This window comes from Mesorhizobium sp. B2-3-13, assembly GCF_006442195.1.
GTDB classification, from domain to species: Bacteria; Pseudomonadota; Alphaproteobacteria; order Rhizobiales; family Rhizobiaceae; genus Mesorhizobium; species Mesorhizobium salmacidum.
Genome location: NZ_VFVQ01000006.1, coordinates 112037 through 134987 on the forward strand (window position 1 = coordinate 112037; position 22951 = coordinate 134987).

The 22951-nt window shown below is 63.6% G+C and carries 20 protein-coding genes; 8 read left to right on the plus strand and 12 right to left on the minus strand.

Annotated elements, in window-relative coordinates; genetic code table 11:
* Positions 1-16: 16 nt before the first annotated feature.
* The gene (locus FJ941_RS09315) at positions 17-634 is read right to left on the minus strand and encodes an NAD(P)H-dependent oxidoreductase (protein WP_140504956.1); all 618 of its coding nucleotides are present in this window, start codon (positions 632-634) and stop codon (positions 17-19) included.
* A gap of 260 nt (positions 635-894) precedes the next feature.
* On the opposite strand from FJ941_RS09315, the gene FJ941_RS09320 reads away from it, so the two are divergent.
* A complete protein-coding gene (locus tag FJ941_RS09320; RefSeq protein ID WP_140504958.1) occupies positions 895-2535 on the plus strand; it encodes a tetratricopeptide repeat-containing sulfotransferase family protein in 1641 nt (546 codons plus the stop codon).
* A 131-nt stretch (positions 2536-2666) separates the two neighbouring features.
* Here FJ941_RS09320 and FJ941_RS09325 read toward each other — a convergent pair whose 3' ends face one another.
* Both FJ941_RS09325 and FJ941_RS09330 read right to left on the minus strand, forming a co-directional pair.
* On the minus strand, positions 2667-3020 hold the full coding sequence (locus tag FJ941_RS09325) for a DUF1428 domain-containing protein (protein ID WP_140504960.1): 354 nt from the start codon (positions 3018-3020) through the stop codon (positions 2667-2669).
* A 99-nt stretch (positions 3021-3119) separates the two neighbouring features.
* Positions 3120-3536 carry a glyoxalase/bleomycin resistance/extradiol dioxygenase family protein gene (locus tag FJ941_RS09330; RefSeq protein ID WP_027143331.1) on the minus strand — a complete coding sequence of 139 codons (417 nt, stop codon included), beginning with the start codon at positions 3534-3536 and terminating at the stop codon, positions 3120-3122.
* Positions 3537-3758: 222 nt separating this feature from the next.
* On the opposite strand from FJ941_RS09330, the gene FJ941_RS09335 reads away from it, so the two are divergent.
* Positions 3759-4373 carry a glutathione S-transferase gene (locus tag FJ941_RS09335; RefSeq protein ID WP_140504961.1) on the plus strand — a complete coding sequence of 205 codons (615 nt, stop codon included), beginning with the start codon at positions 3759-3761 and terminating at the stop codon, positions 4371-4373.
* Positions 4374-4401: 28 nt separating this feature from the next.
* On the opposite strand, the gene FJ941_RS09340 is transcribed toward FJ941_RS09335, so the two are convergent.
* From FJ941_RS09340 to FJ941_RS09370, 7 genes are all read right to left on the minus strand, one after another.
* Complete coding sequence (locus FJ941_RS09340; protein WP_140504963.1) at positions 4402-4554, minus strand: hypothetical protein; 153 nt, start codon at positions 4552-4554, stop codon at positions 4402-4404.
* Positions 4555-4679: 125 nt separating this feature from the next.
* Positions 4680-4979, minus strand: coding sequence for a HigA family addiction module antitoxin (locus FJ941_RS09345; protein ID WP_140504964.1), 300 nt, complete (start codon positions 4977-4979; stop codon positions 4680-4682).
* Between the two features lie 14 nt (positions 4980-4993).
* Positions 4994-5275 carry a type II toxin-antitoxin system RelE/ParE family toxin gene (locus FJ941_RS09350; RefSeq protein ID WP_140505192.1) on the minus strand — a complete coding sequence of 94 codons (282 nt, stop codon included), beginning with the start codon at positions 5273-5275 and terminating at the stop codon, positions 4994-4996.
* 129 nt (positions 5276-5404) lie between these two features.
* Positions 5405-6931, minus strand: a complete 1527-nt coding sequence (locus FJ941_RS09355) for an ABC-F family ATP-binding cassette domain-containing protein (protein WP_140504966.1) — start codon at positions 6929-6931, stop codon at positions 5405-5407.
* A gap of 245 nt (positions 6932-7176) precedes the next feature.
* Positions 7177-8082: a DMT family transporter gene (locus FJ941_RS09360; protein WP_140504968.1), complete on the minus strand. Its 906-nt coding sequence runs from the start codon at positions 8080-8082 to the stop codon at positions 7177-7179.
* A gap of 132 nt (positions 8083-8214) precedes the next feature.
* Positions 8215-11382, minus strand: coding sequence for an excinuclease ABC subunit UvrB (uvrB, locus tag FJ941_RS09365; protein WP_140504969.1), 3168 nt, complete (start codon positions 11380-11382; stop codon positions 8215-8217).
* 128 nt (positions 11383-11510) lie between these two features.
* Entirely contained in the window at positions 11511-13109 is a 1599-nt protein-coding gene (locus tag FJ941_RS09370) for a DUF2778 domain-containing protein (protein WP_140504970.1), read from the minus strand.
* Positions 13110-13637: 528 nt separating this feature from the next.
* Here FJ941_RS09370 and FJ941_RS09375 point away from each other — a divergent pair.
* The 3 genes from FJ941_RS09375 to FJ941_RS09385 are packed head-to-tail and all read left to right on the plus strand — an operon-like array spanning position 13638 to position 18175.
* Positions 13638-14507: a protein-L-isoaspartate O-methyltransferase gene (locus tag FJ941_RS09375; RefSeq protein ID WP_140504972.1), complete on the plus strand. Its 870-nt coding sequence runs from the start codon at positions 13638-13640 to the stop codon at positions 14505-14507.
* Positions 14508-14558: 51 nt separating this feature from the next.
* The gene (locus FJ941_RS09380; protein WP_140504973.1) at positions 14559-17243 is read left to right on the plus strand and encodes a hypothetical protein; all 2685 of its coding nucleotides are present in this window, start codon (positions 14559-14561) and stop codon (positions 17241-17243) included.
* Entirely contained in the window at positions 17243-18175 is a 933-nt protein-coding gene (locus FJ941_RS09385; protein WP_140504975.1) for a hypothetical protein, read from the plus strand. Before FJ941_RS09380 ends, FJ941_RS09385 begins: the two co-directional genes overlap by 1 nt.
* Before the next feature lie 26 nt (positions 18176-18201).
* Here FJ941_RS09385 and FJ941_RS09390 read toward each other — a convergent pair whose 3' ends face one another.
* A complete protein-coding gene (locus FJ941_RS09390) occupies positions 18202-19458 on the minus strand; it encodes a hypothetical protein (RefSeq protein WP_140504977.1) in 1257 nt (418 codons plus the stop codon).
* A 146-nt stretch (positions 19459-19604) separates the two neighbouring features.
* Between FJ941_RS09390 and FJ941_RS09395 the strand changes: the two genes are divergently transcribed.
* Together FJ941_RS09395 and FJ941_RS09400 are read left to right on the plus strand one after the other, a co-directional pair.
* Complete coding sequence (locus FJ941_RS09395) at positions 19605-20645, plus strand: CapA family protein (protein WP_140504978.1); 1041 nt, start codon at positions 19605-19607, stop codon at positions 20643-20645.
* A 120-nt stretch (positions 20646-20765) separates the two neighbouring features.
* Positions 20766-21725: a DUF3137 domain-containing protein gene (locus tag FJ941_RS09400; protein ID WP_140504980.1), complete on the plus strand. Its 960-nt coding sequence runs from the start codon at positions 20766-20768 to the stop codon at positions 21723-21725.
* 17 nt (positions 21726-21742) lie between these two features.
* On the opposite strand, the gene FJ941_RS09405 is transcribed toward FJ941_RS09400, so the two are convergent.
* Positions 21743-22240 carry a DUF2314 domain-containing protein gene (locus tag FJ941_RS09405; protein ID WP_140504982.1) on the minus strand — a complete coding sequence of 166 codons (498 nt, stop codon included), beginning with the start codon at positions 22238-22240 and terminating at the stop codon, positions 21743-21745.
* Between the two features lie 438 nt (positions 22241-22678).
* On the opposite strand from FJ941_RS09405, the gene FJ941_RS09410 reads away from it, so the two are divergent.
* On the plus strand, positions 22679-22921 hold the full coding sequence (locus FJ941_RS09410; protein WP_015316128.1) for a DUF1344 domain-containing protein: 243 nt from the start codon (positions 22679-22681) through the stop codon (positions 22919-22921).
* Positions 22922-22951: the final 30 nt, after the last annotated feature.

Sequence of the window (22951 nt, forward strand, 5' to 3'; positions counted from 1 at the left end):
AAGGCAAGGCGGCGCATTATTTTTCCACGCCAACATAAGCTTTGCTCTTGAGCAGGCCGGCCAGATGAGCAGCGTTCGAGGCCGCCATTTCGATGGCTTCGCTGACCTTGTCGGGGGCTTTCGGCAGGTCGACGTAATTGACGTCATGCATGGCTTCACCGACCCAGTAGACGCCGCCATTGGCGGGGATGGTGAAGCCGACATCGTTCAGCGCCTGGAAGCACTCCGCGTGGCAGTGATGCGCGCCGTCCTCGTTGCCGACGATCGCCACCAGGGCCACCTTGCCGGCGGCCGGCATGCGGCCCTTGTCGTCGGTTTCCTCGAGAAAGGCGTCCATCCGCTCCATGATGCGCTTGGCGACGCTCGATGGTTGGCCCAACCAGATCGGCAAGCCGAGAATGAAGATATCGGCGGCGAGGATCTTTTCGCGCAGGCCAGGCCAGTTGTCGCCCTTGCCCATGTCGGAGAGCACGCCAGGCTTGATGTCATGATCGAGCGCGCGCACGACCTCGCCTTCCACGCCATGCGGTTTGAGCGCCGCGAGCAGATCGGCTATCAACTTGTCGGTTGACGATTTTTCCCTGTCGTCCGAGGCTTTCAGCGAGCAATTGATGGCGAAGGCGGTAAGGGGCATTGGGGAACTCCTGCATCTGGCCGCGCAGGCTCAACGTCGCGACCGGCTTGTGGTTGCGCGTACCTTGCGGTGGCTCCCGGCCGTTCGGCCGCGCCCACACCTTGAATCTCTCCTCGGCATGGCTTAGGTCCCGCAGGGCGTAGAAACACGGCAGGTGTCCCATCAACAGAGATCAGAGAAGAGCGGCGGGTGCGGGAACCAGGTCCGGCGCGGCCAAATCTGGCGCGGGAGGCCAGCCGCCGCTGGGCCTCGACCAGCATGTGCAGCAGGCGCTGCAACTACACCAGGCCGGGCGCCGGCAAGAGGCCGAAGCGATCTACCGGCAGGTGCTGGCGCGTCAGCCCAAACATGCGGCCGCAGCGCATTTCCTGGGGTTGCTGTTGCACCAGACCGGGCGCAGCGAAGAAGGGATGGATTTCCTGGAACAGTCGGTTCAGCTGCAGCCGACGAATCCCGACTTCCTCAACAATCTCGGCACCGTGATGCGCGATCTGGGGCGTGTCACGGCGGCTATCGATTTCTTCCGCGGCGCGGTTGATCTGCGGCCGGAGCAGCTTGCGGCGCGCGACAATCTCGGCTCGTCGCTGAAGCAGATCGGCCGGTTCGAGGAGGCAGAGGACATCTATCGCGGCACGGTGCAGCGCAACCCATTCCACGTGCGCGCGCGGATCGGCCTTGCCGAAACCCTGCAGGAAGCCGGACGCCTCGACGAGGCGCTGGCTGTTTTCCAAGAGGCACTGACCATCCGGCCTAGGGATGCCGACCTGCTGCACGGACTGGGCGTCGGGCTGATGGAGAAGGGCAAGCTCGACGAGGCGGCCGACCTGTTCCGGCAGGCGGTGGCGATCCAGCCCGCCATGGCCCGCGCGTGGCTGATGCTGACGCAGGTCAAGCGCCAGAAGGAGCGCGATGCCGAATTGGCCGGCATGGAGGCGCAGCACGCCAAGGCGCCTCAGGACAGCCTGGCACGCATGCAGCTGTCGTTTGGCCTCGGCAAGGCCAATGACGATCTGAAGGATTATGGCAAGGCTTTCGACTACTTCGCCGAGGGCAATGCCATCCGCCGCAAGGGCATCGACTATGATCCGGTGAAGACACGTGCCGAATTCGAGGCGATGAAGACGGTGTTCGACGCCGGCTTCTTCGAAAAGCACAGACCGAGCCCGATCACCGACGATGCGCCGATCTTCGTCGTCGGCATGCCGCGTTCGGGTACGACACTGGTCGAACAGATCATCGCCAGCCACGCCCAAGTCTACGGCGCGGGCGAGCTCGGCATCTTGAAGACGGCGGTCGGCAGGCAGTTCCCGTCGAACATGCCGGGCGGTTTCCCCTGGGGCGTGGCCGACACGGACGATGCGGATTTCGCCGAGGCGGGGCAGGCCTATCTCGACATGCTCCATGCCCGCTATCCGCATATGCGCCACGTCACCGACAAGATGCCGGGCAACTTCCTGCTCGTCGGCTTCATCCACATGATGCTGCCGAAGGCAAAAATCATCCACTGCGCCCGCGATGCGGCGGCGACATGCCTGTCGATCTACAAGGTGCATTTCCGCGGCGACAGCCACCGCTATGGCTATGACCTCGGCGAGCTCGCCGATTTCCACAATCTCTATACCGACATCATGGCGCATTGGCACAAGGTGCTGCCCGGCGTCGTGCACGATGTGCGCTACGAGGATTTCGTCGCCGACCAGGACGGGCAGAGCCGGGCGCTGATCGACTATCTCGGCCTGCCATGGGAGGATGCCGTGCTGTCGTTCCACCAGACCGACAGGCCGGTGCGCACGGCATCCGCCGCGCAGGTGCGCCAGCCGATGTACCAGGGCTCGGTCGATCTGTGGAAGCGCTATGGCGACAGGCTGAAGCCGCTGCTCGACAAGCTAGGTCGATATTGAGGTGGTGCCGGCCCGCGAACGGTGGTTGCCTGCGCTTCCGGTACTCACGTATTCAAACGTACGCTCCGTTCCGGTTCTCGGAAACCATCGTTCTCGACTCGGCCTGACCTCAATCTCGACCTAGCTTGGCGTCAAAGCTCCATGAAGGGCTGGAAGCCGCCGAAAATCATGCGCTTGGCATCGAAGGGAATGGTTCCCCAATCGGGTTTCAGGCGCGGGTCGGCCATCACCTTGGCCATCACAGCATCGCGATCCTGCCTGGATTTGTAGACGGCCCAGGAGAAAACGACGATCTCGTCGTCCTTGGCCTGAACGGCGCGCGGAAACGAGGTCAGCTCGCCATAGGGCACATCGTCGCCGATACATTCGACATAGGCGAGCGCGCCGTGTTCCATCCATATGGGGCCTGTGAGGTTGGCCAGCTTCTTGTAGTCATCGAGATTTGCCTTCGGCACGGCAAGCACGAAGCCATCGACATAGGACATGGCGGTCTCCTCTTTGCTAGAAATGGGCGCCGGATCGGCGGGGATACGACCCGGCGCGGTTCGGCGCATCCCTCTCGGCGAGGGCGCGCACGCTAAAGCTTATTCCGTCGGTGCGTTCATTGCCCAGGCGACGCCGAAGGGGTCCTTCACCTGGCCCCATCGGTCGCCCCAGAACATCACCTGCAGCGGCGTGACGATCTCGCAACCGGCGTCGACAGCGCGCTTCCACCAGGCGTCGATATCATCCTTGCCGAGATGGAGCTGCAACGTATAGCCCTGCGCCGCCTGGTGCGGATGGCCGTGTTCCGGATAGGCGTCGCCGAGCATCAGCGTCGAGCCGTTGATGTAGAGATGGATATGCATGGTGCGGCCTTTTTCATCCGCCGGATAGGCAAAGACTTCCTCGGCCCCGAAAGCCTTCTTGTAGAACTCGGCGGCCTTGTTGGCGCCGTCGACCTGCAGATAGGGGGTCAATCCGCCAAGCACTTTTGGCCGGGGTGGGGTCTGGTCGGTCATTGTATGTTCCTCTTCACGTTTGGATTGGCCTTGCGGACCATAGGACGGACGAGAGGACGCCAATCCTACAGGGTCGCGAAAATTTTTGGCCGGGCGACAACCGATGGGTTGGGAAGGCGTGCAACGAACTTGCGTCGGCGGCTTCCAATCAGAGCCCAATTCTCTCGGCTCGCAGGCTAAAAGAGCTGGATTGCGCGCCGCCTACTCAGCCCGGAGACGACAATGATCCTCTATTATCAGACCCATTCACCTTTCGCGCGCAAGGCGCTGGTCTTCGCACATGAGGCACGCGTCGCCGATCAGCTCCAGGTCATTCATCACGAAACCAGCCCGACCTTGCACAACGCCAGTGTCCACGCCGAAAACCCGCTAGGCCAAGTGCCGGTGCTGCTGCGTCCGGGCGCGCCGGCGATCTTCGATTCCGACGTCATCTGCGCCTATCTCGATACGCTGCATGATGGCCGGAAGTTGCTGCCGCGGGTCGGCGAGGCACGCTGGCAAGCGTTGCGGCTGCAATCGGCCGCCCAAGGCCTTGCGCAGACGGGGATCGCCTTGCGCTGGGAGACGGAAAGGAGACCCGAACAGCTGCGCTATGATGCTCTTGCCGAAGGATATCGGCAGAAGATCGAGGCGACCTACGACTGGGCCGAGAGCGCCCTTGACGACGAGGCGCCGCTCCATGTCGGACATATTGCGCTAGCCACCACGCTGTCCTGGATGGCGTTCCGTCATCTTCCATCGTTTGGTTCGCGGGCGCGGCTGACGCGCTGGTTCGAGGCTTTCGAAAGGCGCGCGTCGATGCGTGCGACGCCGCTTTCGGGCGATACGCATGATTGATTCGCGCTCGCCTGAGAGGCGGCGAGCGTCAACGGTTGTTCGGAGTGTCGAGGATTTCCGGAAAGCCGATATCCTTGCGCAGCGCGGCCGGCAGCGACAGCAGGATGCGTTCGCCGCGGCGACGGGCGCGCGCCGCGACATACCGGGTTGCGATGCGACCGATGGATGACAGGACGGACATGGTGACTTCTCCCTGGGTTGGCGCCGGCATCATCGTGTCGGCATCCCAAGGACGAGGCAGCAACGGGCGATCCGACAGATTGCCGAATCTTTTTAGCGGCCTCTGTTATCGGCAATGCGCTTACTTCAGGCAGCAGTCTCCAATCGTTCGATCGTTTCAAGATCGGCTCTCTTGGCCTTCGCCTCGACGGCGAGGTCATAGCTTGCCTGCATGTTCATCCAGAACTGCGGCGTGGTGCCAAAAAACTTCGCAAGGCGCAATGCCGTATCAGGCGTTACCGGTGTCGTCTCGCTAGCCAGGCGCTCGATGCGGGTGCGCGGCACATGCAGCTTTTTGGCCAGCGTGTAAGACTTCAGACCAAGCGGTAGAAGATACTCTTCGCGGAGAATTTCTCCTGGATGGATAGGCGGGTTGATATCAAGCATTTGGGACCTGCCTTTCAATGGTAGTCGGTTATTTCAACATCTTCTGCTTGCCCATCCACCCAGCGAAAGCAGCTGCGAAACTGATCGTTGATGCGGATCGAATGCTGACCGGCGCGGTTGCCTTTCAAGTGCTCAAGCCTGTTGCCGGGAGGCGTCTTGAGATCTGACGGTTCGACGGCATTGTCGATCATGTAGAGCTTTCGTTGGGCTGATCGTACAAGATCCGAAGGGAAGCCCTTTGGTGTCTTGCCGTTCGAAACGGCTTCGCTGGTCTTGTCCTTGAATGAGCGTATCATCCCCGGGTTCCGCTGGACGTACCATGGCATGATACGTTCCGGAAATCAAGAGGGCGCCTCATGAATGAGGCCAAGGTCCGGCCTGGCGACGACAGGCCGGACTTCATCGGCATGAATCAGTCCCGCCGCTCAGCCGGTTCCCTCGGCCACCTCGCGGAAGAAATTCTCCGGATCCTCGACCTCGGTCAGCTTTCGCTTCTCGATCAGCCAGAAGCGGTTGCCGACAGCACGGATGAAGGAACGGTCGTGCGAGGCGAGCAGGCAGCTTGCCTGGTGCTTCAGCAACTCCTCCTCCAGCGCTTCCTGGCCGTCTATGTCGAGATGGTTGGTCGGCTCGTCGAGCAGATAGAAGTTGGGATTGGCGAGTCTCAGCGCCAGCATCATCAGCCGCGCCTTCTGGCCGCCCGACAGCACACCGATCCTGCGTTCCTGCATCTCGATGACCACGCCGGCGCCGGCAAGCAGCGAGCGGGCGCGCTGTTCTCCGACATCGTAGCGGCGCGAGACCATCGCCAGCGGCGTATCGTCGCCGCTGATTCCGGACAGCGCCTGGTCGCTGTAGCCGAGCACGGTCGACGGCGTCACCTTCACATTCCGCACCGTGTCCGGCTCGAGAATGGCGTTGCGGATCAAGGTGACGAAGCGCGACTTGCCGACGCCGTTGCGGCCGAGCAGCACGATGCGATCGCCCTGGCAGATGTGGCGCTTGCCGGTCCTGAACAGCAGCGTGCCGTCCGGTGTCTCGACCGCCGCGTCGTCGAGCGTGATCAGCACCTTGGCGTGCGTGCCGCGATTGGCGAGTTTGATCGCCCCCGCCGATTTCTCGCGATGCGCCGGATTGGCGGCCTCTTCGAGCTTTTCCGCGCGCTGGTTGAGCTGTTTGGTCTTGACGGTCAGCAGGTCGCTGCCGGAATTGATGCCGATATTGTTGAGCTTGGCCGCCTGCCGGCGCAATTGCTGGGCCACCTTCATGTCGCGCTGGAACTTTCGCTCAGTCGAGGCGTCGACCTCGTCCAGCGCATCCCTGGCCCGCGAATAGGGGAGAGAAAACACCGGCGACTGTTCCGGGCGCAGGAACAGCGTCCGGTTGGTGGCGGCGTCGAGGAAGGCTCGGTCATGGCTGGCGATGATGACCGGCACCTCGCGCGGCAGCGCGTTGAGCCAGGTTTCCAACTGGCTGATGCGGGCGAGGTCGAGATGGTTGGTAGGCTCGTCGAGCAACAGCACGTCGGGATCGGTGACCCAGACGCGGGCGATCAGCGCCAGCCGCTGCCAGCCGCCGCTCAGCGCCTGCATCTCTCGCTCGCGCATTGGTTCGGGCACGTCAAGCGAATCGAGAACGATATCGACGCGCCACATCTCGCTGTCGGCCTGCTCCGGCGGCAAGGCATCCGCCACCACCTGATAAAAGGTGCGGCCAAGCAGGGCAGGGGCAACGGACTGCTCGACATGGCCGACACGCAGGCCGCGCGTGCGGGTGATGTCGCCCGTCGTCGGCTCCAGCTCGCCGGTCAGGCATTTCAGCAAGGTCGACTTGCCGCGGCCGTTGGTGGCGACGATGCCGAGCCGGTCGCCAGTGCCGATGCTGAGGTCGAGATTGGAAAAGAGCGGCGCACTCATGGTAACGCCGAGGGATTTGAGGCTGATCAGGGCCATGTTCGATTTCTCTGGTCTGTCCGGAAAATCCGGCTCGATGCACTTTGACGGTGCGCATGCCGGTCATCAGGCCAGGCGTTGCGGCACCACGAAGGGCAGACCAAAAAATCGAGGCGGGAAAAAACCCGGACCGTCCCTGGTCAGCCCTGCAAGCAAGCTCGCAGGGCGGAAATCGGGCCACGCTGACGATGGTGATCGAAAAACACGTTAGCCCTCCTTTCAAGACGTTCGAGTATGGGGACCGGTTACACCAAAGGCGGGGCCGATGGCAAGGGCAAGGCTTCCAACCGGCGGGGAAACGGGTCCAGCACCAGCACGCAGCCGGCGATGATCGCCACCGCGCCGAAGCACTGGATGACGGTCAGCGACTCGCCAAGCAGCATCGTGCCGATCAGCACTGCGATCGTGGTCACGGCGAATTCGACGCTGATGGTCCTGGTCGCGCCGATGCTGGCCACCAGCCTGAAATACACGACATAGGTCAATGCGCTCATCACGCAGGCCAGTATCGCCAGATAGAGGAAGTCGACAGGGCGCGGCACTGCCGGCACCGGCACGGCGAGCAGCAGCGGCAGCGTCATCAGGCCGCCAAACAGGAAGGCGGCGCTGGTGAGTTCCAGTGAGCCGGCCGACCGCAAATGGCGATTGGCGTAGTTGCTGCCGAACGCCGCCGAGAAGGAACTGAACAGCGAGGCGGCACAGCCGACCGCAAAGGAAGCGGTGACCGGAACCGCGGGGAAACCGACCAGGACGATGATGCCGGCAGCGCCGAGCAGCAACCCGCCAAGGCCGCGAACAGTGATGCGCTCGAGCCCCCAGAGCTGGCCGATGATCATCGAGAACAGCGGGATCGCGGCAACCAGGATGGCCGCCATCGCCGTGCCGATGCGCGGCGTGGCATAGGACAGACCGATCAGCTGCGCCGCGACCGTCGTTGCGCCGACCATGGCGAAGTGCCGCCAGCCGGCGCTGAAATCCAGCCGTCGCCGCGTGGCGGCTGCAAGCAGAACGAGCGTGATGCCGGCGATCAGCGCGCGCAAGGTGACCGCGCCGACCCAGCCAAAGGCATGCACCACCTTGAGCAGCACCAGGAAGGATAGCCCCCAGGTGACAGCCAGGAAGACGTAGGCGGCGATGTCTCTGGGTTTCATGGGGGAGTTGGCTGATGGTTTTCGGAGCGAAAGAGCTGAATTGCAAGGCCCCGTATAGGTTCATCCCACGACTGGCAAGGTGGCAAGAAGAGCTGATCCATGTTGGAGGACAGAGGGGGGCGCGAAGGATCGCTACCGTCCCGGTCTACCTGTCTTCCCCGGCCGGCGCTTTTCGCGGCGGGCGTCGCCTGGGTCCTCGTAAGAGCCGATGCCGGCGCGCTGACGGACGATTGGCTTATCGGTGTCGCCGCGATCCTTCGCGCCCCCCTCTGTCCTGCCGGACATCTCCCCCACGAGGGGGGAGATTGGCTGTGGCTTCGCCGGCACTTTTCCCTCTACCGGTTTCTCGGTACGGCGCACCGTCATTTCGTCCAGAGAATTCTTCTTGAACAACGGTTTGGCGGCGTCGCCCGGGATGCCGAAATCGGAGCCGTGCGCCTCTTCGGCCGACTGCTTCTTGAACAGCGAGCGCGACACCGCCCCTGACGGTGTCGGCATATCGGTACCAGGCCCCATATCGTCGAGCGAGGGCTTGGCGAACAGCGGCTTCTTCACCGGCACGGCGCCGTCGGCGCCCATCTCGTCGAGATCGGGCTTGCGAAAGAGGTTGGGCCTGGCGGCCTTGGCCGCCTCTTCGGCGGCGCGTGCCTGGTCGAGCTTGCGGAACCGTTCCTGTTCCTCCAACGTGCGATGCTTGGCCATGCCCTTGTTGTGCTTGCCCTTTTCGCGGCCCGAGGCCGGACTTTGGCCTTCCACCTCGCGCGCCAGCGGATCGTCGGAGATCGACAGTTCCATCTCGCGCAGCCGCTTGATCTCGTCGCGGATGCGGGCCGCCTTCTCGAAGTCGAGATTGGCGGCGGCGTCGCGCATCTGCTTGTCCAGCGCGTCGAGATGGGCCTTGAAATTGTTGCCCATCATGGCGCCGGCGCCGTCGGTGAACTGCGAGATGTCGGCGCGGACGTGGTCCTTCTCGTAGACCGAATCCAGAATGTCGGAGATGCGCGACTTGACCGATTCCGGCGTGATGCCGTTGGCGGCGTTCCATTCCATCTGCTTTTCGCGGCGGCGATTGGTCTCGGCCATTGCCCGTTCCATCGAGCCGGTGACCTGGTCGGCGTAGAGGATGACCTTGCCGTCGACGTTGCGGGCGGCGCGGCCGATGGTCTGGATCAGCGAGGTTTCCGAACGCAAAAAACCTTCCTTGTCGGCATCGAGAATGGCGACGAAGCCGCATTCGGGAATGTCGAGGCCTTCGCGCAGCAGGTTGATGCCGACCAGCACGTCGAAGGCGCCAAGCCGCAAATCGCGCAGGATCTCGATGCGTTCCAGCGTGTCGATGTCGGAGTGCATGTAGCGAACGCGCACGCCCTGCTCGTGCAGATACTCGGTCAGATCCTCGGCCATGCGCTTGGTCAGCACGGTGACCAGCGTGCGGTAGCCGGCGGCGGTCGTCTCGCGGATTTCGCCGACGACGTCGTCGACCTGGCTCTTGGCCGGGCGCACCTCGACCGGCGGATCGATCAGCCCGGTCGGGCGGATGACCTGCTCGGCAAAGACGCCGCCGGCCTGTTCCATCTCCCAGCCGCCGGGCGTCGCCGAAACGGCGACCGAGAGCGGCCGCATGGCGTCCCATTCCTCAAAGCGAAGCGGCCGGTTGTCCATGCAGGAGGGCAGGCGGAAGCCATATTCGGCCAGCGTCGCTTTTCGCCTGAAGTCGCCACGATACATGCCGCCGATCTGCGGCACGGTGACGTGGCTTTCGTCGATGAAGACCAGCGCGTTGTCGGGAATGTATTCGAACAAGGTCGGTGGCGGATCGCCGGGCTGGCGGCCGGTGAGGTAGCGCGAATAGTTCTCGATGCCGGCGCAGGAGCCGGTGGCTTCCAGCATTTCGAGGTCGAAGCGGCAGCGTTGTTCCAGCCGCTGTGCCTCCAGCAGCCGGCCGGCGCGCTCGAGCTCGACCAAGCGGTGCTTGAGCTCTTCCTTGATCGACTTGATCGCCTGGTTCAGCGTCGGGCGCGGCGTCACATAGTGTGAGTTGGCGTAGATCTTGACGCTCTTCAACTCGCCCGTCTTCTGGCCGGTCAGCGGGTCGAACTCGGTGATCGCCTCGATCTCATCGCCGAACATCGAGATGCGCCAGGCGCGGTCTTCCAGGTGGGCCGGGAAGATTTCGATCGTGTCGCCACGCACGCGGAATGAGCCGCGCACGAAATTGATGTCCTGGCGCTTGTACTGCTGCGCGACGAGGTCGGCGAGCAGGGCGCGCTGATCGAGCCGGTCGCCGATCTGCATCTGGAAGGTCATCGCCGTGTAGGTCTCGACCGAGCCGATACCGTAGATGCAGGACACCGAGGCGACGATGATGACGTCGTCGCGCTCGAGCAGGGAACGCGTCGCCGAATGGCGCATGCGGTCGATCTGCTCGTTGATAGAGGACTCCTTCTCGATGAAGGTGTCGGTGCGCGGAACATAGGCTTCCGGCTGGTAATAATCGTAATAGGAGACGAAATATTCCACCGCGTTGTCGGGGAAGAATTTCTTGAACTCGGAATAGAGCTGCGCGGCCAGCGTCTTGTTGGGCGCCAGGATCAAAGCGGGCCGCTGCGTCTCCTCGATCACCTTGGCCATGGTGAAGGTTTTTCCGGAGCCGGTGACGCCGAGCAGCACCTGGGTGCGGTCGTTGTTGTCGACGCCCTCGACCAAATCCTTGATGGCGGTCGGCTGGTCGCCCGCCGGTTCGAAGTCCGACACCATCTTGATGGCGATGCCGCCTTCGGATTTCTCGGGCCGGGCAGGGCGGTGCGGTGTCCACAGCACGCCGTCCTTGTGCAGCGGATTGCCGGATTCGATCAGCGCCGAGAGCGCGGCCACCGTGGCGGTGACGCCACTGGACGACATCGTCTCGGCTTCCTCCAGCGAGATGTCGAGGCCGGCGACCGGATTAAGGCCGGCTGCCGTGCGTTCGCGGGCCGACGCGGCGCCGCCCATCGAGGTGCCGCGCGCGGTGCGGCCCGGCGCGGCGGACCGCTCGGGTATCTTCTTCGGCGACTTGGCGCCGCCGCCTTTGCCCGTGGTGCGTCCTTCCCGTTCAGCCTCCTGCTCGATCTGCTCGGCCCAATCCGCGATCGAACCGGTCAGCGGCGTGCCCGACAGTTCTGCCTGCGGCATCTCGGCGAAGCCGCCCTTGTGCAGCGGCTCCGAGGCGTCGAGGAAATCGGTCAGCGGGCTGCGCCGCTTCGGCGCGGCGCGGTCCTCATTCGCCGTCGGCGGCGTTTTTTTATCGGGGGATTTGGCCATGTCCCGAATATGGGAGGTCTTGGCGAAAATGGAAAGAGCACGATGAAGGCAGGCGTGCCGCCGGCTGCGGCTCCTGACAGCAGGCTGTCAGGAGTGGGCAGGTATGGCTCGCTTCCTGCTCGCAGGGGTCAGGCGCCGCGCGCGTTGTCGGCCACGCGGGTCGGCGATCCATTCAGGCGCGGCACCACGACGAGCCGGGTGACCTTGCCCTTCTTGAAGGCGGCGAGGAAGCGCGCATAGTCCTTGAAGGCGACGCAACCGCTCGACTGGGCGTAGCGGCCCCGAAGCAGGTAGGTATGGGCCAGCAGGCCGTCGCGATTGTATTTGTTGCGGCCATCGACCGGTGTTAGGCGCAAGGCCTCCACACCGTGAAAGCGCGACTCGCGCAGCGACAGATTGTAGGTGTTGGGCGGTGTCGGTCCGCGGTTCTTCTGGTCGGCATAGCGCGGCTGGTCCGCCATGGCGCCTTTGCCCGAATGCGCCTCGAGCCTCGAGCCGTCAGGCATGTAGACGGTGCCGGCGCTGATGTCGTAGACGGCGACGCCGTTGCCTGCGCCACTGCCGCCGCGCGGGCCGCCGAACAGGTTCTTGAACGCCTGGCCGAGGCCGCCGGCGGGAACGTCGGGCTTGGCATAGGCCAGCACGTCGCCACCATCGCGGGTACGGCCTTGCCGGGCCGGCTGCGTGGCTTGCTGGACGGGCTTCGGCTGGGGCGCCGGCTTCTGCTCCAAAGTCTTGGGCTGTGCGGCCGGCTTGTCCTCTTCCACCACCCTGGGCTGCTGCGGCGCGTCATATTGCGGGCGGCGGGTCGGCAGCGGCACGTCATCGGTGAGCGCATCCGGCAGCGAGGCGGCGTCGCCGGGCTGTTGCTGCTGTGTCTCGACCGGCGCAACCGCGACGTCGGGCGAGGATTCGGTCATTGGCAGCGGCGAGGCGAAGGCTTCGTCCTCGACAGGCAGAGACTCGACCAGGGCAAGCGCCAGCTGCGCGTTGTCGGGCGTTTCCGACTGGGCAAAGCCCATCGGCGCCGCTGCGGTCTGCACGACCGAACCCGTATCGGCGGGGGCGAAACGTTCCGCCGCCGGAGCCGGCAGGTCATTGGACAGGCTGGCCATGACCTGGACAGACGGCACGAGGGACGCCTCGGCGATCCGTGGCGCGGCGCTGGAAATCAGGGGACGGGTGCTGGCCGTGCCCGCCGGCTTTCCCGCGCCGGCGAAGGCAGCAGCGAGCTTTGTCGGCGACAGCGACGCTTCCATCAGTTCGAAGCGCTGCTGCGATTTCGACTTCGCCGGCGTTGGCTTGGCCTGCGCCACCAGGCGCCCGGATTTCTCCGCCTTGGAGGTTATCGCCGCCAGCTTGAAGCAGCTGGCGCCGCACTGTACGGCGTGGTCGTGCAGCGCTTGCGCGCCGCCATGGGCATTGGCTGTCACGAAGGGCGCCGAAGAGCTGAGGAAACGCTGTTTCAACGGATCGGCGAGAGCGAGCGTGCCCGGCCTGGACAGCGTCTGTGGCAGGCCGATCGACGCCGTCGAGAGCGAGGCGCCGACGGAGCTGAGGCCGGCCATGGTGCCGATCAGCCATAGGCCGACGGCAGCGCTGACGCCCGGCACCGCGACCCAGCGGACAACCCGTTCAGGGGTGAAAGATGAGGCACGTGGCGCTTCGAAAGCGGTCTCGCCGCTCCAACGCCTGTCCCCGACAATTTTACGACTCAAGAACGCCATGCAACCAATCTTGCTCCAAGCGGCTCCCACGTCCGCGGCTGTGATAGCCGCGACGACCATTCTGTGAGTGATCCCAGGTGGTCCCCGACGCGTTTGCCGCGCCTGTCGTTAGTTGCCGATTGCTTCAAAATATGGACAAAGTTGGTTAACCAATCCCTCTCAAAACCAATGGAGAGACGTGGACTTTGTGCCCAAAAAAGGCTCGTCCACGACCATGCACGCGGTATTGCAGCCCTTCCAAGGCTGTTTTGCTGCCTGTTTTTGCCTGCTGAGTCAAGCAAAACAGCCTTCGCTAGTCTTAGCAAAAAGGCGGTTCGGGCGATTCCCGCGCCAATGAGGCACGCCGACATGCGTCGGCCGCGCCGCTGCTACGCCACTGGCTGCCTGCAAATACTGTTGCCGTCCTGCCACAATTCTTCGGCCTGAAGGATCGCCTCCCGGCGGCCGATTGACTCGTTTTGGGAGGCAGTGCAATCCGTTCAAGTGCTTGGTTTTAGGTGGCAAAGGCCACTTTTGGAGGCTTTTTCCATGAAGCGTCGAGACTTCTTGGCGCTGTCGGCGCGAGCTGCGGCGTTTTCCATTCTTCCGGCCGCCGTCAAGGCCGCCGTGCCGGTTGCCTATGACCGCAATGCGGAGGTGCCGTTCAAGGACAAGAAATCATTCATCGACTGGATGGTGGCCAATCGCGGCGAGGATCCGAAGTTGCTGGCGGAGCGGTTCGATCGCTTCCAGATCATGGTCTACAACAAGGACGTGCTGGACGACCGCAACAAGCGCGCCTTCCTGCTGACGCCGCGCGAGGAGTTCGTGCTGCCGCAGAATATGGGCCGCGCCTATGATCATGCCTTCCTCGACATCGGTTATGGCGTGACGATTTCAGGCCCGCATCTGGTCGGGCGCATGACGACGTCCATCGACGTGCAGTTCGGCGAAGCCGTGCTCGAGATCGGCACCGGCTCGGGCTACCAGTCGGCCTACCTCGCCAACCTCACCGACAAGGTGCACACGATCGAGATCATCAATCCTCTGGCGCAGCGCACCCGCCGCACCTATGATGGGCTGATCGAGCGCGGCTACAGCGAATACGGCTCGGTCACCAGCCGCAATGCCGATGGCTATTATGGCTGGGAGAGCGTCGGCCCGTTCGACAAGATCATCGTCACCTGTGGCATCGACCACATCCCGCCGTCCCTCCTGCAGCAGCTCAAGCCCAACGGCGTGATGGTCATTCCGGTCGGTCCGCCGGGCGCCCAGCATGTGCTCAAGGTGATCAAGCAGCAGCTTGCCGACGGCACGTTCAACATCGTCCGCTCGGACATCTACAACGGCAAGGTGGTGCCCTTCGTGCCCTTCACCAAGCTGGAAGGCAACCAGATCGTCGGTACGCATAACGGCTGAGTTGCCGCGCGGCGGCACCGGCCTTGCTGAATTTCGCACCAAGGGGCCTGAATGGCAGCCGTCGCACCGATCTCTCGACCAGGCATCGCCCCGCTGGAGGCGCCACGGCTTGCGCACTATCTCGCGGTCGGGCTGATCGCCGGCGCCATCATCGCCCTGCAGATCGCCGTCATGCGGGTGTTCGCCATGGGCAGCTGGTCGCATTTCGGCTCGCTGGTGGTGAGCCTCGCCATGCTTGGTTTCTCCTTGTCCAGCGTCGTCATCTTCGCCGGCAAGGGCTGGTTCGACCGCCACTGGCAAGGCGCGGCAACAGTGGCCCTGCTGCTGATCGGCCCGCTCGCCGTCGGCTCCAACCTTGTCGCCCAGACGGTGCCGTTCAACGCCATCTTCCTGGTTTCCGATCCCCAGCAGAAATGGCGGCTGCTCGCCAATTTCCTGCTCTATCTCCTGCCGTTCCTGGCCGGCGCCTTCTTCCTCGGCATCGTCTTCCTGAAAAGCCGCACCGCCTTCGGCCGCGTCTATTTCGCCGACCTGACCGGCTCGGGGCTTGCCGGCCTCGTCGTGCTGGTGTCGCTGTATCTGTTCGCGCCTGAAACCATCATCGTCGTGCCGCTGCTTTTGTGGGCCGCCGGCTCGCTCTTGTGGTTCGCCGCGTTCGGCGCCTGGAAGAGTGTTGTCGCTGGTGCCGTGGTTGCGGCGCTGTCGATCGCCGGCTACCTCATGCTGCCTGGGCTCACAGGCATACCCGACATCGCCGTCTCGCAATACAAGGGTGTCGCCTATGCCCGCAATTTCCCCGACGGCAAGCGCATCTACCGCAGCGTCTCGCCGTTCGGCGATTTGCAGGTCTATGCCAGCTCCTATATGCACTTCGCGCCGGGCCTGAGCGACAACGCCGCTTTCGGCATGCCCGAGGTTCCGGCCAACACCTATGTCGGCATGTATCGCGACGGCGACGGGCCGGAAGGCATCATGCGCAACTTGGCGCCGGCCGAGCAGGTCTATTTCCGCTATCTGCCGATGCACTATCCCTATGTCATCAAGCAGAAGCCCAAGACGTTCGTCGTGCAGTTCGGCGGCGGCATCTCCACCCAAGCGGCGCTCAATGCCGGTTCGACATCGGTGACCGTCGCCGAAAGCAACCCGATGACGTTGCGGGCGTTTCGCGATTCCGTGCTCAGGGACGTCACCGGCAATATTCTGGCCGAGCCGCGGATCAAGGTGATCGACTATGACGGGCGCCTGTTCCTCGCCAACACGGCGGAGCGCTACGACGTCATCGACCTCAGCCTCGCCGACAGCGTCGGCCTGTCCAATCCCGGCGGCTTCGCCATTTCGGAGAAATATGCCTACACGCGTGAGGCGATGCTGAGCTACATCCACGCGCTTGCCGATGGCGGCGTGCTGTCGATCACCTTGTGGAACAAGGAAGAGCCGCCGAAATCGGTGCTCAAGCTCTATTCGACCGTCGCCGAAGCGGCCAGAACCTTCGACCGCCAAGGTGCCGCCAACGATATCTTCGCCGTGTCGAGCTATCTCTCCACCACGACCGTGCTGTTCAAGCGCGGCGGCTTCACCGAGGCCGAAATCAAGACGCTGCGCGACTACACCAAATCGATGTCCTGGGAGGAGGTCTACTATCCAGGAATAGTTTATGACGGCTCGGGGGCGCAAAAGGTACTCGATGATTACCGCGCCTCGATCTTCGGCAGCGGACAGGACGCGACGCTGACCCAGCCCGCCGATGCGTCAGCGCCTGCAAATCCTGACTGCGACCCGACGGCGCCTGCCGATCCGACACTCGATGCTTGTGCGGATGCCGGTGCCGATGCCGGTCCGCAGGTGCTGCCTGCGACCGCGTTGCAGCGCATGACCTGGCACGCGCTTTTGACCGGCGGCTGGGAAAAGCTCGCCAACGATTATGTCTTCGACGCGCGTGCGCTGAGCAACGACCAACCCTATTTCGCCGCCTATGTGAAGGTCGCCGACCTGCCGCGCACGCTCGACCGGCTCGACCTGTTCCAGGACGACTGGGGCTATCTCCTGATCTGGGCGACGCTCGGCATTGCCTGCATCACGGCGGCATCGCTGGTGCTGCTGCCGGTCATCTTCGGCTGGCGCATCGTGTTCTCACGCTCGCGCGGCAAGCTCGGCACCATCCTTTATTTCGCCTGCCTCGGTCTCGGCTACATCATGGTCGAGGTCGGGCTGATCAGCCGCTTTACCGTGGCGCTGGCCAACCCGACCGTCTCGGCCTCGGTGCTGATCTCCTCGATGCTGGTGTTCTCCGGCCTCGGCAGCCTGTTCGCCGAGCGCATCTTCGACCGCGCCAGGACGCTGCTGCCGGTTGTGCTGCTGACGGTCTGCGTGCTGCTGCTGGCCTACGGGTTCTATCTGTCGCCCGTGCTCGACCGGATCGGCGCCTATCCCTATGCCGTGCGGCTGCTGCTCTGCTTCCTGCTGGTGTCGCCGCCGGCCTTCCTGATGGGCATGCCGATGGCCACCGCGATGACCTGGCTGGCGCGGCTGGGCAAGGAGCATCTGTTCGTCTGGGCCTGGGGCATCAATGGCTGTTTCTCGGTCATCGGCTCGGCCGCCGTGCCGATCGTCGCCACCAGCTTCGGGCTCAGTGCCGTGCTGCAATGGGCAGCGATGGCCTATGTCGTTGCCATCCCGGCGTTCTTTGCCGTGCTCCTGCCATCGAAGGCGCCCGCTCTCCGGGTGGTGCCCGCCTGATGCCGGACCGGCGCGCCATCGTCGCCGGACTGCTGGCCACGGCGGCGTTTCCGGCGGCAAGCCAGGGGGCGCGCTTGCACAAGGCGGTCTCGACCATCGTGCCGTTCAAGGCGTCACCGTTTCCGTACCGGGGCAAGCTGCCCGACGGCTCCGGGCCGTTTCTCGACGTCGATGCGAACGGCCGCCACGGTCACACCTCGCCGCGCGGGGGAATCTATTGGGAAGACGAGACCTATTCCGATCGCTCGACGCTGCTCGCGATTCCCAAAGGGTTCGATCCCGCCAGGCCTGCTGTCATCGTGGTGTTCTTCCACGGCAATGGCGCGACCTTGCAGCGCGACGTGGTCGGGCGCCAGCGGGTCGTCGCGCAGGTCGAGGCTTCAGGCCTCAACGCCGTGCTGGTGGCGCCGCAATTTGCCCGCGACGCGCAGGATTCCAGCGCCGGCAATTTCTGGACACCAGCCTATTTTGCTAAGTTCATGGCCGAGGCGGCGCAAGGCCTGGCCAAGCTGACCGGCGCCAAGGCGGCAAAATTCGAGGCCATGCCGGTGGTGATGGTCGCCTATAGCGGCGGCTACAATCCGGCCGCTTCCGTGCTCGGGAATGGTGACATCGGCAGACGCCTGCTCGGGGTCATCCTGCTCGACGCCGTCTTCGACGAGGCCGGCATCTTCGCCGACTGGATCGCGCATCACAGGAAGAGTTTCTTCGTCAGCGCCTATGGCAAATCATCGGCCTCCGGCAATGCCGAGATCAGGCGGTTGCTGGCGGGCCACGGTATAGATGCCAGTTCCGATCCACCGCGCCGCCTCGAAGCCGGCACTGTCGCCCTGCTTGCATCGGACGCTGCGCACGACACCTTCGTCACGCGGGCCTTTGTCGGCAATCCACTGCAGTGGCTGCTGGCCCGGCTGCACGGGTTCGCGCGCTGAGGCACCTCCATCGCCTCATTGCGCGCTCAGTTGAACCACAGCGCGAACGTCAAGAACCCGCCGCCGCCGAACTGGCGCTGGATCTGATCGAAATCCTCGCTGGTCAAGATCTTGCCGGTTTCGAGGTAAGGGGCGATGCCGGGACCGGTGATCGACAGCACGAGGTCGAAGGGTTTTGGCTCGTCGAAGAAGCGCTTCATGTTGATGCCCTTGCCGGTGATGCGGAAATGCGGCAGCAGCGCGCGGCCTTCGAGCAGATCCTCGGCCATGGTCAAGGTGGCGAGCCAGGCCTGGACCTGCTCCTCGCCGACTTCGAGGCCAGTGAGCGGGTTTTCGCCCTTCTGCTGCGGGCCGGGCAGCCATTCGCGGTCATTATCGGTCTCGGCGCGGATCGCCTTCCAGTCCTCGCGCGACAGCCGTATCATTTCGAGCAGCTCCTGGCGCGCCGCCTTGCGACGCTCCGGCTCGATCACCGGCCAGTTGATCATGTGCACCATCGAGATGAAATCGGCGATGCGCCATTCCGAGGAGAAGATGCTCGAGCCCATCTCACTTGGCGGCGGCACGAGGATGTCCTGCAACGGCAGCTTGGCGCGCGGAAAAAGCATGTGGAACGAGCCATCGAACGTGCCCCTGAAATCATGCGCCAGCCAGAAATCGGCCTGCGCCATCAGGAATTCGGCATAGCCCTGCAGCCAGTAGCCGTCGGCACGATCGAAGCGGAAAGTGAGCGCCGGTGCGGCGCCGTCCGGCGCCATGCCGCCATGCGACAGCGCGGCCATGATCGCCGCCATGCTTTCATCCGGCGCGATCGTGCCGTCCTCGTTGAGGTCGATACCGACATGGGTGAGGTCGATGACCATGCCGATATCGGCATCGGCCGGCACCGAACCCAGTGTCGCGGCGGATTTTCCCAGCCGGTCGCGGAACGCGACCAGTATGGCGCGGAACTCTTCATAGGTCAGCGGCTCGGGTTTGGGATTGGGCGGCACGGGCAGCTGCATCAGTGGCAGCATGAAGGATTGCGGGCTTTCGAAACCATGGCGGTGCAGGCCGCTGGCCAGCAATTCCAGCGCCGTGAAGAACTCGCCGGCGCCGGCGGCATAGGCGGACGCCGGATCTTTCGGCGCGGCCGCTTCCAGGGTAGACAGCGCGGCGTCGCGCGCGGCTACGGTTTTTGCCTCGAACAAGGCGGTTGCCGCTTCCGGCATGGCGGCCGATGCGGACGACAGTGGCACGAGCAGAATGAAAGCCGATCCCAGCAGGCTTGCTATTCGCGTCATTTTTCCCTCCCATTTGTCGCCAGCGACCATACACAGATTTACGATGTCGCGCCTGTCGGTGCCGACATGCTGTCCACATCGTTGATTGCCGACGGCTTCAACCAGCCCGCTGGACAGTCTAGACAAGGCAAACGATTGGGCGCGCCGTGTCGAACTATCCGCTCTCCTATAAACTGTCCTGGCTGCCGCTTTTCCTGAAACCGTCGCTCGTCGGTGACGCCACCGGGTTTGCGCCGGCATCGGGGACGCTGATGGACCGGCCACCGAGACAGACGGTGCGGCTGGCCTTCATCGGCGACATCTCGGCGGTCGCCAACCGGAGCGCGCCCGACTGCGATCCGGCGATCAAGGCCCTGCTGGGCACGGCCGACCTGATCATCGGCAATTGTGAAAGCCCTGTTGTCGACAGGCCGAGCGCGTTACTGGGAACCAAACTCGGCACACATCATGCAATGAGCGAACGCTTTCTGGTCGAGGCGCTGGCGGCGGTCGGCATCGGGCGCGAAAAACTGGTGCTGTCACTGGCCAATAATCATGTGTTCGACCAGGGCGTCGCCGGTTTCGACGTGACGGTGGCCGCGTTGAAGCGGCTCGATATCCGCACCATCGGCCTAGCCGCCAACGGTCCGGTCGAACGCTTCGCTGCCGGGCCACTCGCTCTCGGCTTCGCCGCTTTCACGCTCTGGCGCAACGCCGATGAGAGACTGTTTGCCGGCCGCGTCTCGATGGAAGGCGATCCGGCGCGCTGGCCGCGCGAGGCGAGTGCTGGGGTCGATCTCCTCTGTGCCGTGCCGCACTGGGATTGGGAGTTCCGGCATTTTCCGCGCGCCGCAACACGGGCACTGGCTCGGCGGCTGGCCGGGCAGGGCGTCGGTCTGATCGCCGGCCATCACGCCCATGTCGTTCAGCCGGTGGAGCGGATCGGCGGGACGGTCATTGCCTATGGGCTCGGCGATTTCCTCGGCACCGCTTTTGCCCGCCAGCCATGGCCGGGGCGGATCGGCGGGATTTTCATCGTGGACGTCAGCGCCGAGGCGGAGACGCGCGGTGCTATTGCGTCGTACTGGTTTCATCCCTTTGTGCGCCTGCGTGCGGGAGACCATGAACGGCTGCTGCCGGTCGAGGCATTGGACGAGCCCATGCGGCAAAAAATCGAGGGCCGGCTGGGAACGGTTTTCCCTTTGTAACTTGTGGACGTGTCGCTCTGACTGGGCAACAGTCCAACAGTCCGAGGGGCGGAAAGGAGTATGCGTTGGCGACTTTCCCGCAAAACCGGCTATCATGCCGCAACACGGCGGGGGATGGCGATGGAAACAACGGATTTCATGCCCGGCGCGGCTGCTATCGCAGCCATCAAGAAAGACATCGAGATCCACGAAGCGAAAAGGGCGTCGGTGGCACGCGCGGCCAAGTGGCGCGTACCCTTGTTCGTTGGCCTGGTCGTCGTCTTCGTGGCGCTCATTGCGTGGCTGTTCAACAAGGTCGCCGATCCCAACGAGCAATGGTTCTCGACGCCGCACGTATTTCTCTACGTGGTCGGCTTCGTGGTGGCGATCGTGGTCTATTTCAGGGCGATCAGGCCGGCGGCGAGGCTGCGGCAATCGTTTCGCCAGATGCTGATGCCGATCATCTTCGGCTTCATTGGGGATATGCGCTACCAGCATGACGTGACGCCGCATTCCTTTGACCGACTGCCGCGCGAGACCGTCGGCGGTTTCACCATGAGCCGCTTCGACGATATCATCTCCGGACGCTATGACGGATTTGCGTTCGAACTGTACGAAGCCGACCTCTGGGACAGAGGCGCCACCAAGAACAAGGCCACCACATTCAAGGGCGTCATCGTCGCCTTCGAGACCATCGAGCCGTTTCCAGGAATACTGGTTGCGGCGCGACGCGCCGGTGGCGTGATCGGCTTTTTCCGCGGCATGTTCGCGCCCAGGATGCAGGAACTGCCGTCCGGCGTGCCGGAGCTCGACGCCGCCTACGAGTTCCGCACCAACAATGTCGAGGCGGCGCGGCCGCTGGTGACCGGCCGGCTGGCGCAAGCGCTGAAATGGCTCGGCGAAACCTGGCCGGACGAGCCCGCGCGTGTCGCGCTCAACGGCAGCGACGGTTTTCTGCTCCTGCCGCAACCGAAGAACTTTTTCGAGCTACCTGGTATTTCGGTGCCGCTCGACTACGCCAGCCATGTCGCACCGATGATTTCGGACCTGGGTGCCATGCTGGCGACCGCGGCACTGGTGCGCAAGATCGGCGCAAGCTAGTCCGGTTGGGCAAACGATCAACAATCGTAACCGGATTTGTCGCGCAGGTAGTCCGCTTCTTCCTTCGACATCCTCTTGAACATCACACACACGGTGAAGCTACCGACTTGCCGCCCGTCGCGCCTGTATCCCCAGTCCGAAATATCGTCCCTGGTGAATTCTATGTTCTGGCCGAGGACGACATTGCGCACAGCTACCGGTTCGTTTGCCAATATGCCGACGAACCCTGTTTCGGTACGCTGGAACGGGATGACCCAGAAGTGCTCGCTGATATCCCCATCGCGCACCTCGACCTTCAATTTGAACCTGTCCGTCCCCGAGGGCGGCGTTCCGGCCAGGGCCAGGAACTCATCCAGGCTGGCAAGAGCCTTTGCAGTGGCCGTCGCCATCTCGGGGTCGTCCGTGGCAAACATAAGCGGTTTGTCATCGTTCGGATTCGCGGCTTGCGCGCCGGCCGATCCCGGAGCACACGCCAGCATTATCAAGGACATCATGGATCGGACTGCAAGCTTCATGGAAAGGCCCCCTTCATGGTAACGGCGCACCATCCGGCATCCGTTCCAGATTTGCAACCGGAGCGCGAGTTTCGTCCGTTTCAATTGGCGATCTGAACTGATCCATGACACAAAATGTGTATCGATAACCGCTCGGCCGTCTGTTTCGTGATGCTGGTCGAGACGGATTGCGGCGGCCGCGCCGTGATCGCTACCGCTCGCCACAATCCGTCTAAACGACTCTTTTCGCGAACAGAAATGCGCTCGCCGGAGGAACCGAAGCGGCCTGAAATGATGTCGGCCGCGGACAATATGTCGGAATTAAGCCTATGATATCCTTTGCGAAAATTCACCCAACGTGATTTGCCGATGATGGCTGTCTCGTTCCAGTCTCGGGCCGTTCGGTGCTGCTCTCTCCCAAGCGGTACCGGAAAACCGAAACAGCACGGAGTGCTATCCATGAAGAAGACCCTCGCAACCACCGCCGCTCTGCTCGCCTTCCTCGGCACGGCCTATGCCGCGACCGTTCAGGGCACCATCCAGGCGGTCGATCCGACAACCAAGTCGGTCACCCTCGACGACGGCAAGATCTACCAGCTGTCGCCTGATGCGTCGGTCGGGAAACTGAAGGTTGGGGCCAAGGTGGCGGTGACCGTCGACGACAAGACCGGCATGGTGACGTCGATCAAGAAGGCTTCATAGCGACTGCTGACCGGACTTTTGAGACCCTGC

Bases quoted from the DNA above. Each gene is read 5' to 3' on its own strand.
- FJ941_RS09315 (WP_140504956.1), bottom strand. From the start codon at position 634: ATGCCCCTTACCGCCTTCGCCATCAATTGCTCGCTGAAAGCCTCGGAC.
- FJ941_RS09325 (WP_140504960.1), bottom strand. From the start codon at position 3,020: ATGTCCTATGTCGATGGCTTCGTGCTTGCCGTGCCGAAGGCAAATCTC.
- FJ941_RS09330 (WP_027143331.1), bottom strand. From the start codon at position 3,536: ATGACCGACCAGACCCCACCCCGGCCAAAAGTGCTTGGCGGATTGACC.
- FJ941_RS09335 (WP_140504961.1), top strand. From the start codon at position 3,759: ATGATCCTCTATTATCAGACCCATTCACCTTTCGCGCGCAAGGCGCTG.
- FJ941_RS09340 (WP_140504963.1), bottom strand. From the start codon at position 4,554: ATGTCCGTCCTGTCATCCATCGGTCGCATCGCAACCCGGTATGTCGCG.
- FJ941_RS09345 (WP_140504964.1), bottom strand. From the start codon at position 4,979: ATGCTTGATATCAACCCGCCTATCCATCCAGGAGAAATTCTCCGCGAA.
- FJ941_RS09350 (WP_140505192.1), bottom strand. From the start codon at position 5,275: ATGATACGCTCATTCAAGGACAAGACCAGCGAAGCCGTTTCGAACGGC.
- FJ941_RS09355 (WP_140504966.1), bottom strand. From the start codon at position 6,931: ATGGCCCTGATCAGCCTCAAATCCCTCGGCGTTACCATGAGTGCGCCG.
- FJ941_RS09360 (WP_140504968.1), bottom strand. From the start codon at position 8,082: ATGAAACCCAGAGACATCGCCGCCTACGTCTTCCTGGCTGTCACCTGG.
- uvrB (WP_140504969.1), bottom strand. From the start codon at position 11,382: ATGGCCAAATCCCCCGATAAAAAAACGCCGCCGACGGCGAATGAGGAC.
- FJ941_RS09370 (WP_140504970.1), bottom strand. From the start codon at position 13,109: ATGGCGTTCTTGAGTCGTAAAATTGTCGGGGACAGGCGTTGGAGCGGC.
- FJ941_RS09375 (WP_140504972.1), top strand. From the start codon at position 13,638: ATGAAGCGTCGAGACTTCTTGGCGCTGTCGGCGCGAGCTGCGGCGTTT.
- FJ941_RS09380 (WP_140504973.1), top strand. From the start codon at position 14,559: ATGGCAGCCGTCGCACCGATCTCTCGACCAGGCATCGCCCCGCTGGAG.
- FJ941_RS09385 (WP_140504975.1), top strand. From the start codon at position 17,243: ATGCCGGACCGGCGCGCCATCGTCGCCGGACTGCTGGCCACGGCGGCG.
- FJ941_RS09390 (WP_140504977.1), bottom strand. From the start codon at position 19,458: ATGACGCGAATAGCAAGCCTGCTGGGATCGGCTTTCATTCTGCTCGTG.
- FJ941_RS09400 (WP_140504980.1), top strand. From the start codon at position 20,766: ATGGAAACAACGGATTTCATGCCCGGCGCGGCTGCTATCGCAGCCATC.
- FJ941_RS09405 (WP_140504982.1), bottom strand. From the start codon at position 22,240: ATGAAGCTTGCAGTCCGATCCATGATGTCCTTGATAATGCTGGCGTGT.
- FJ941_RS09410 (WP_015316128.1), top strand. From the start codon at position 22,679: ATGAAGAAGACCCTCGCAACCACCGCCGCTCTGCTCGCCTTCCTCGGC.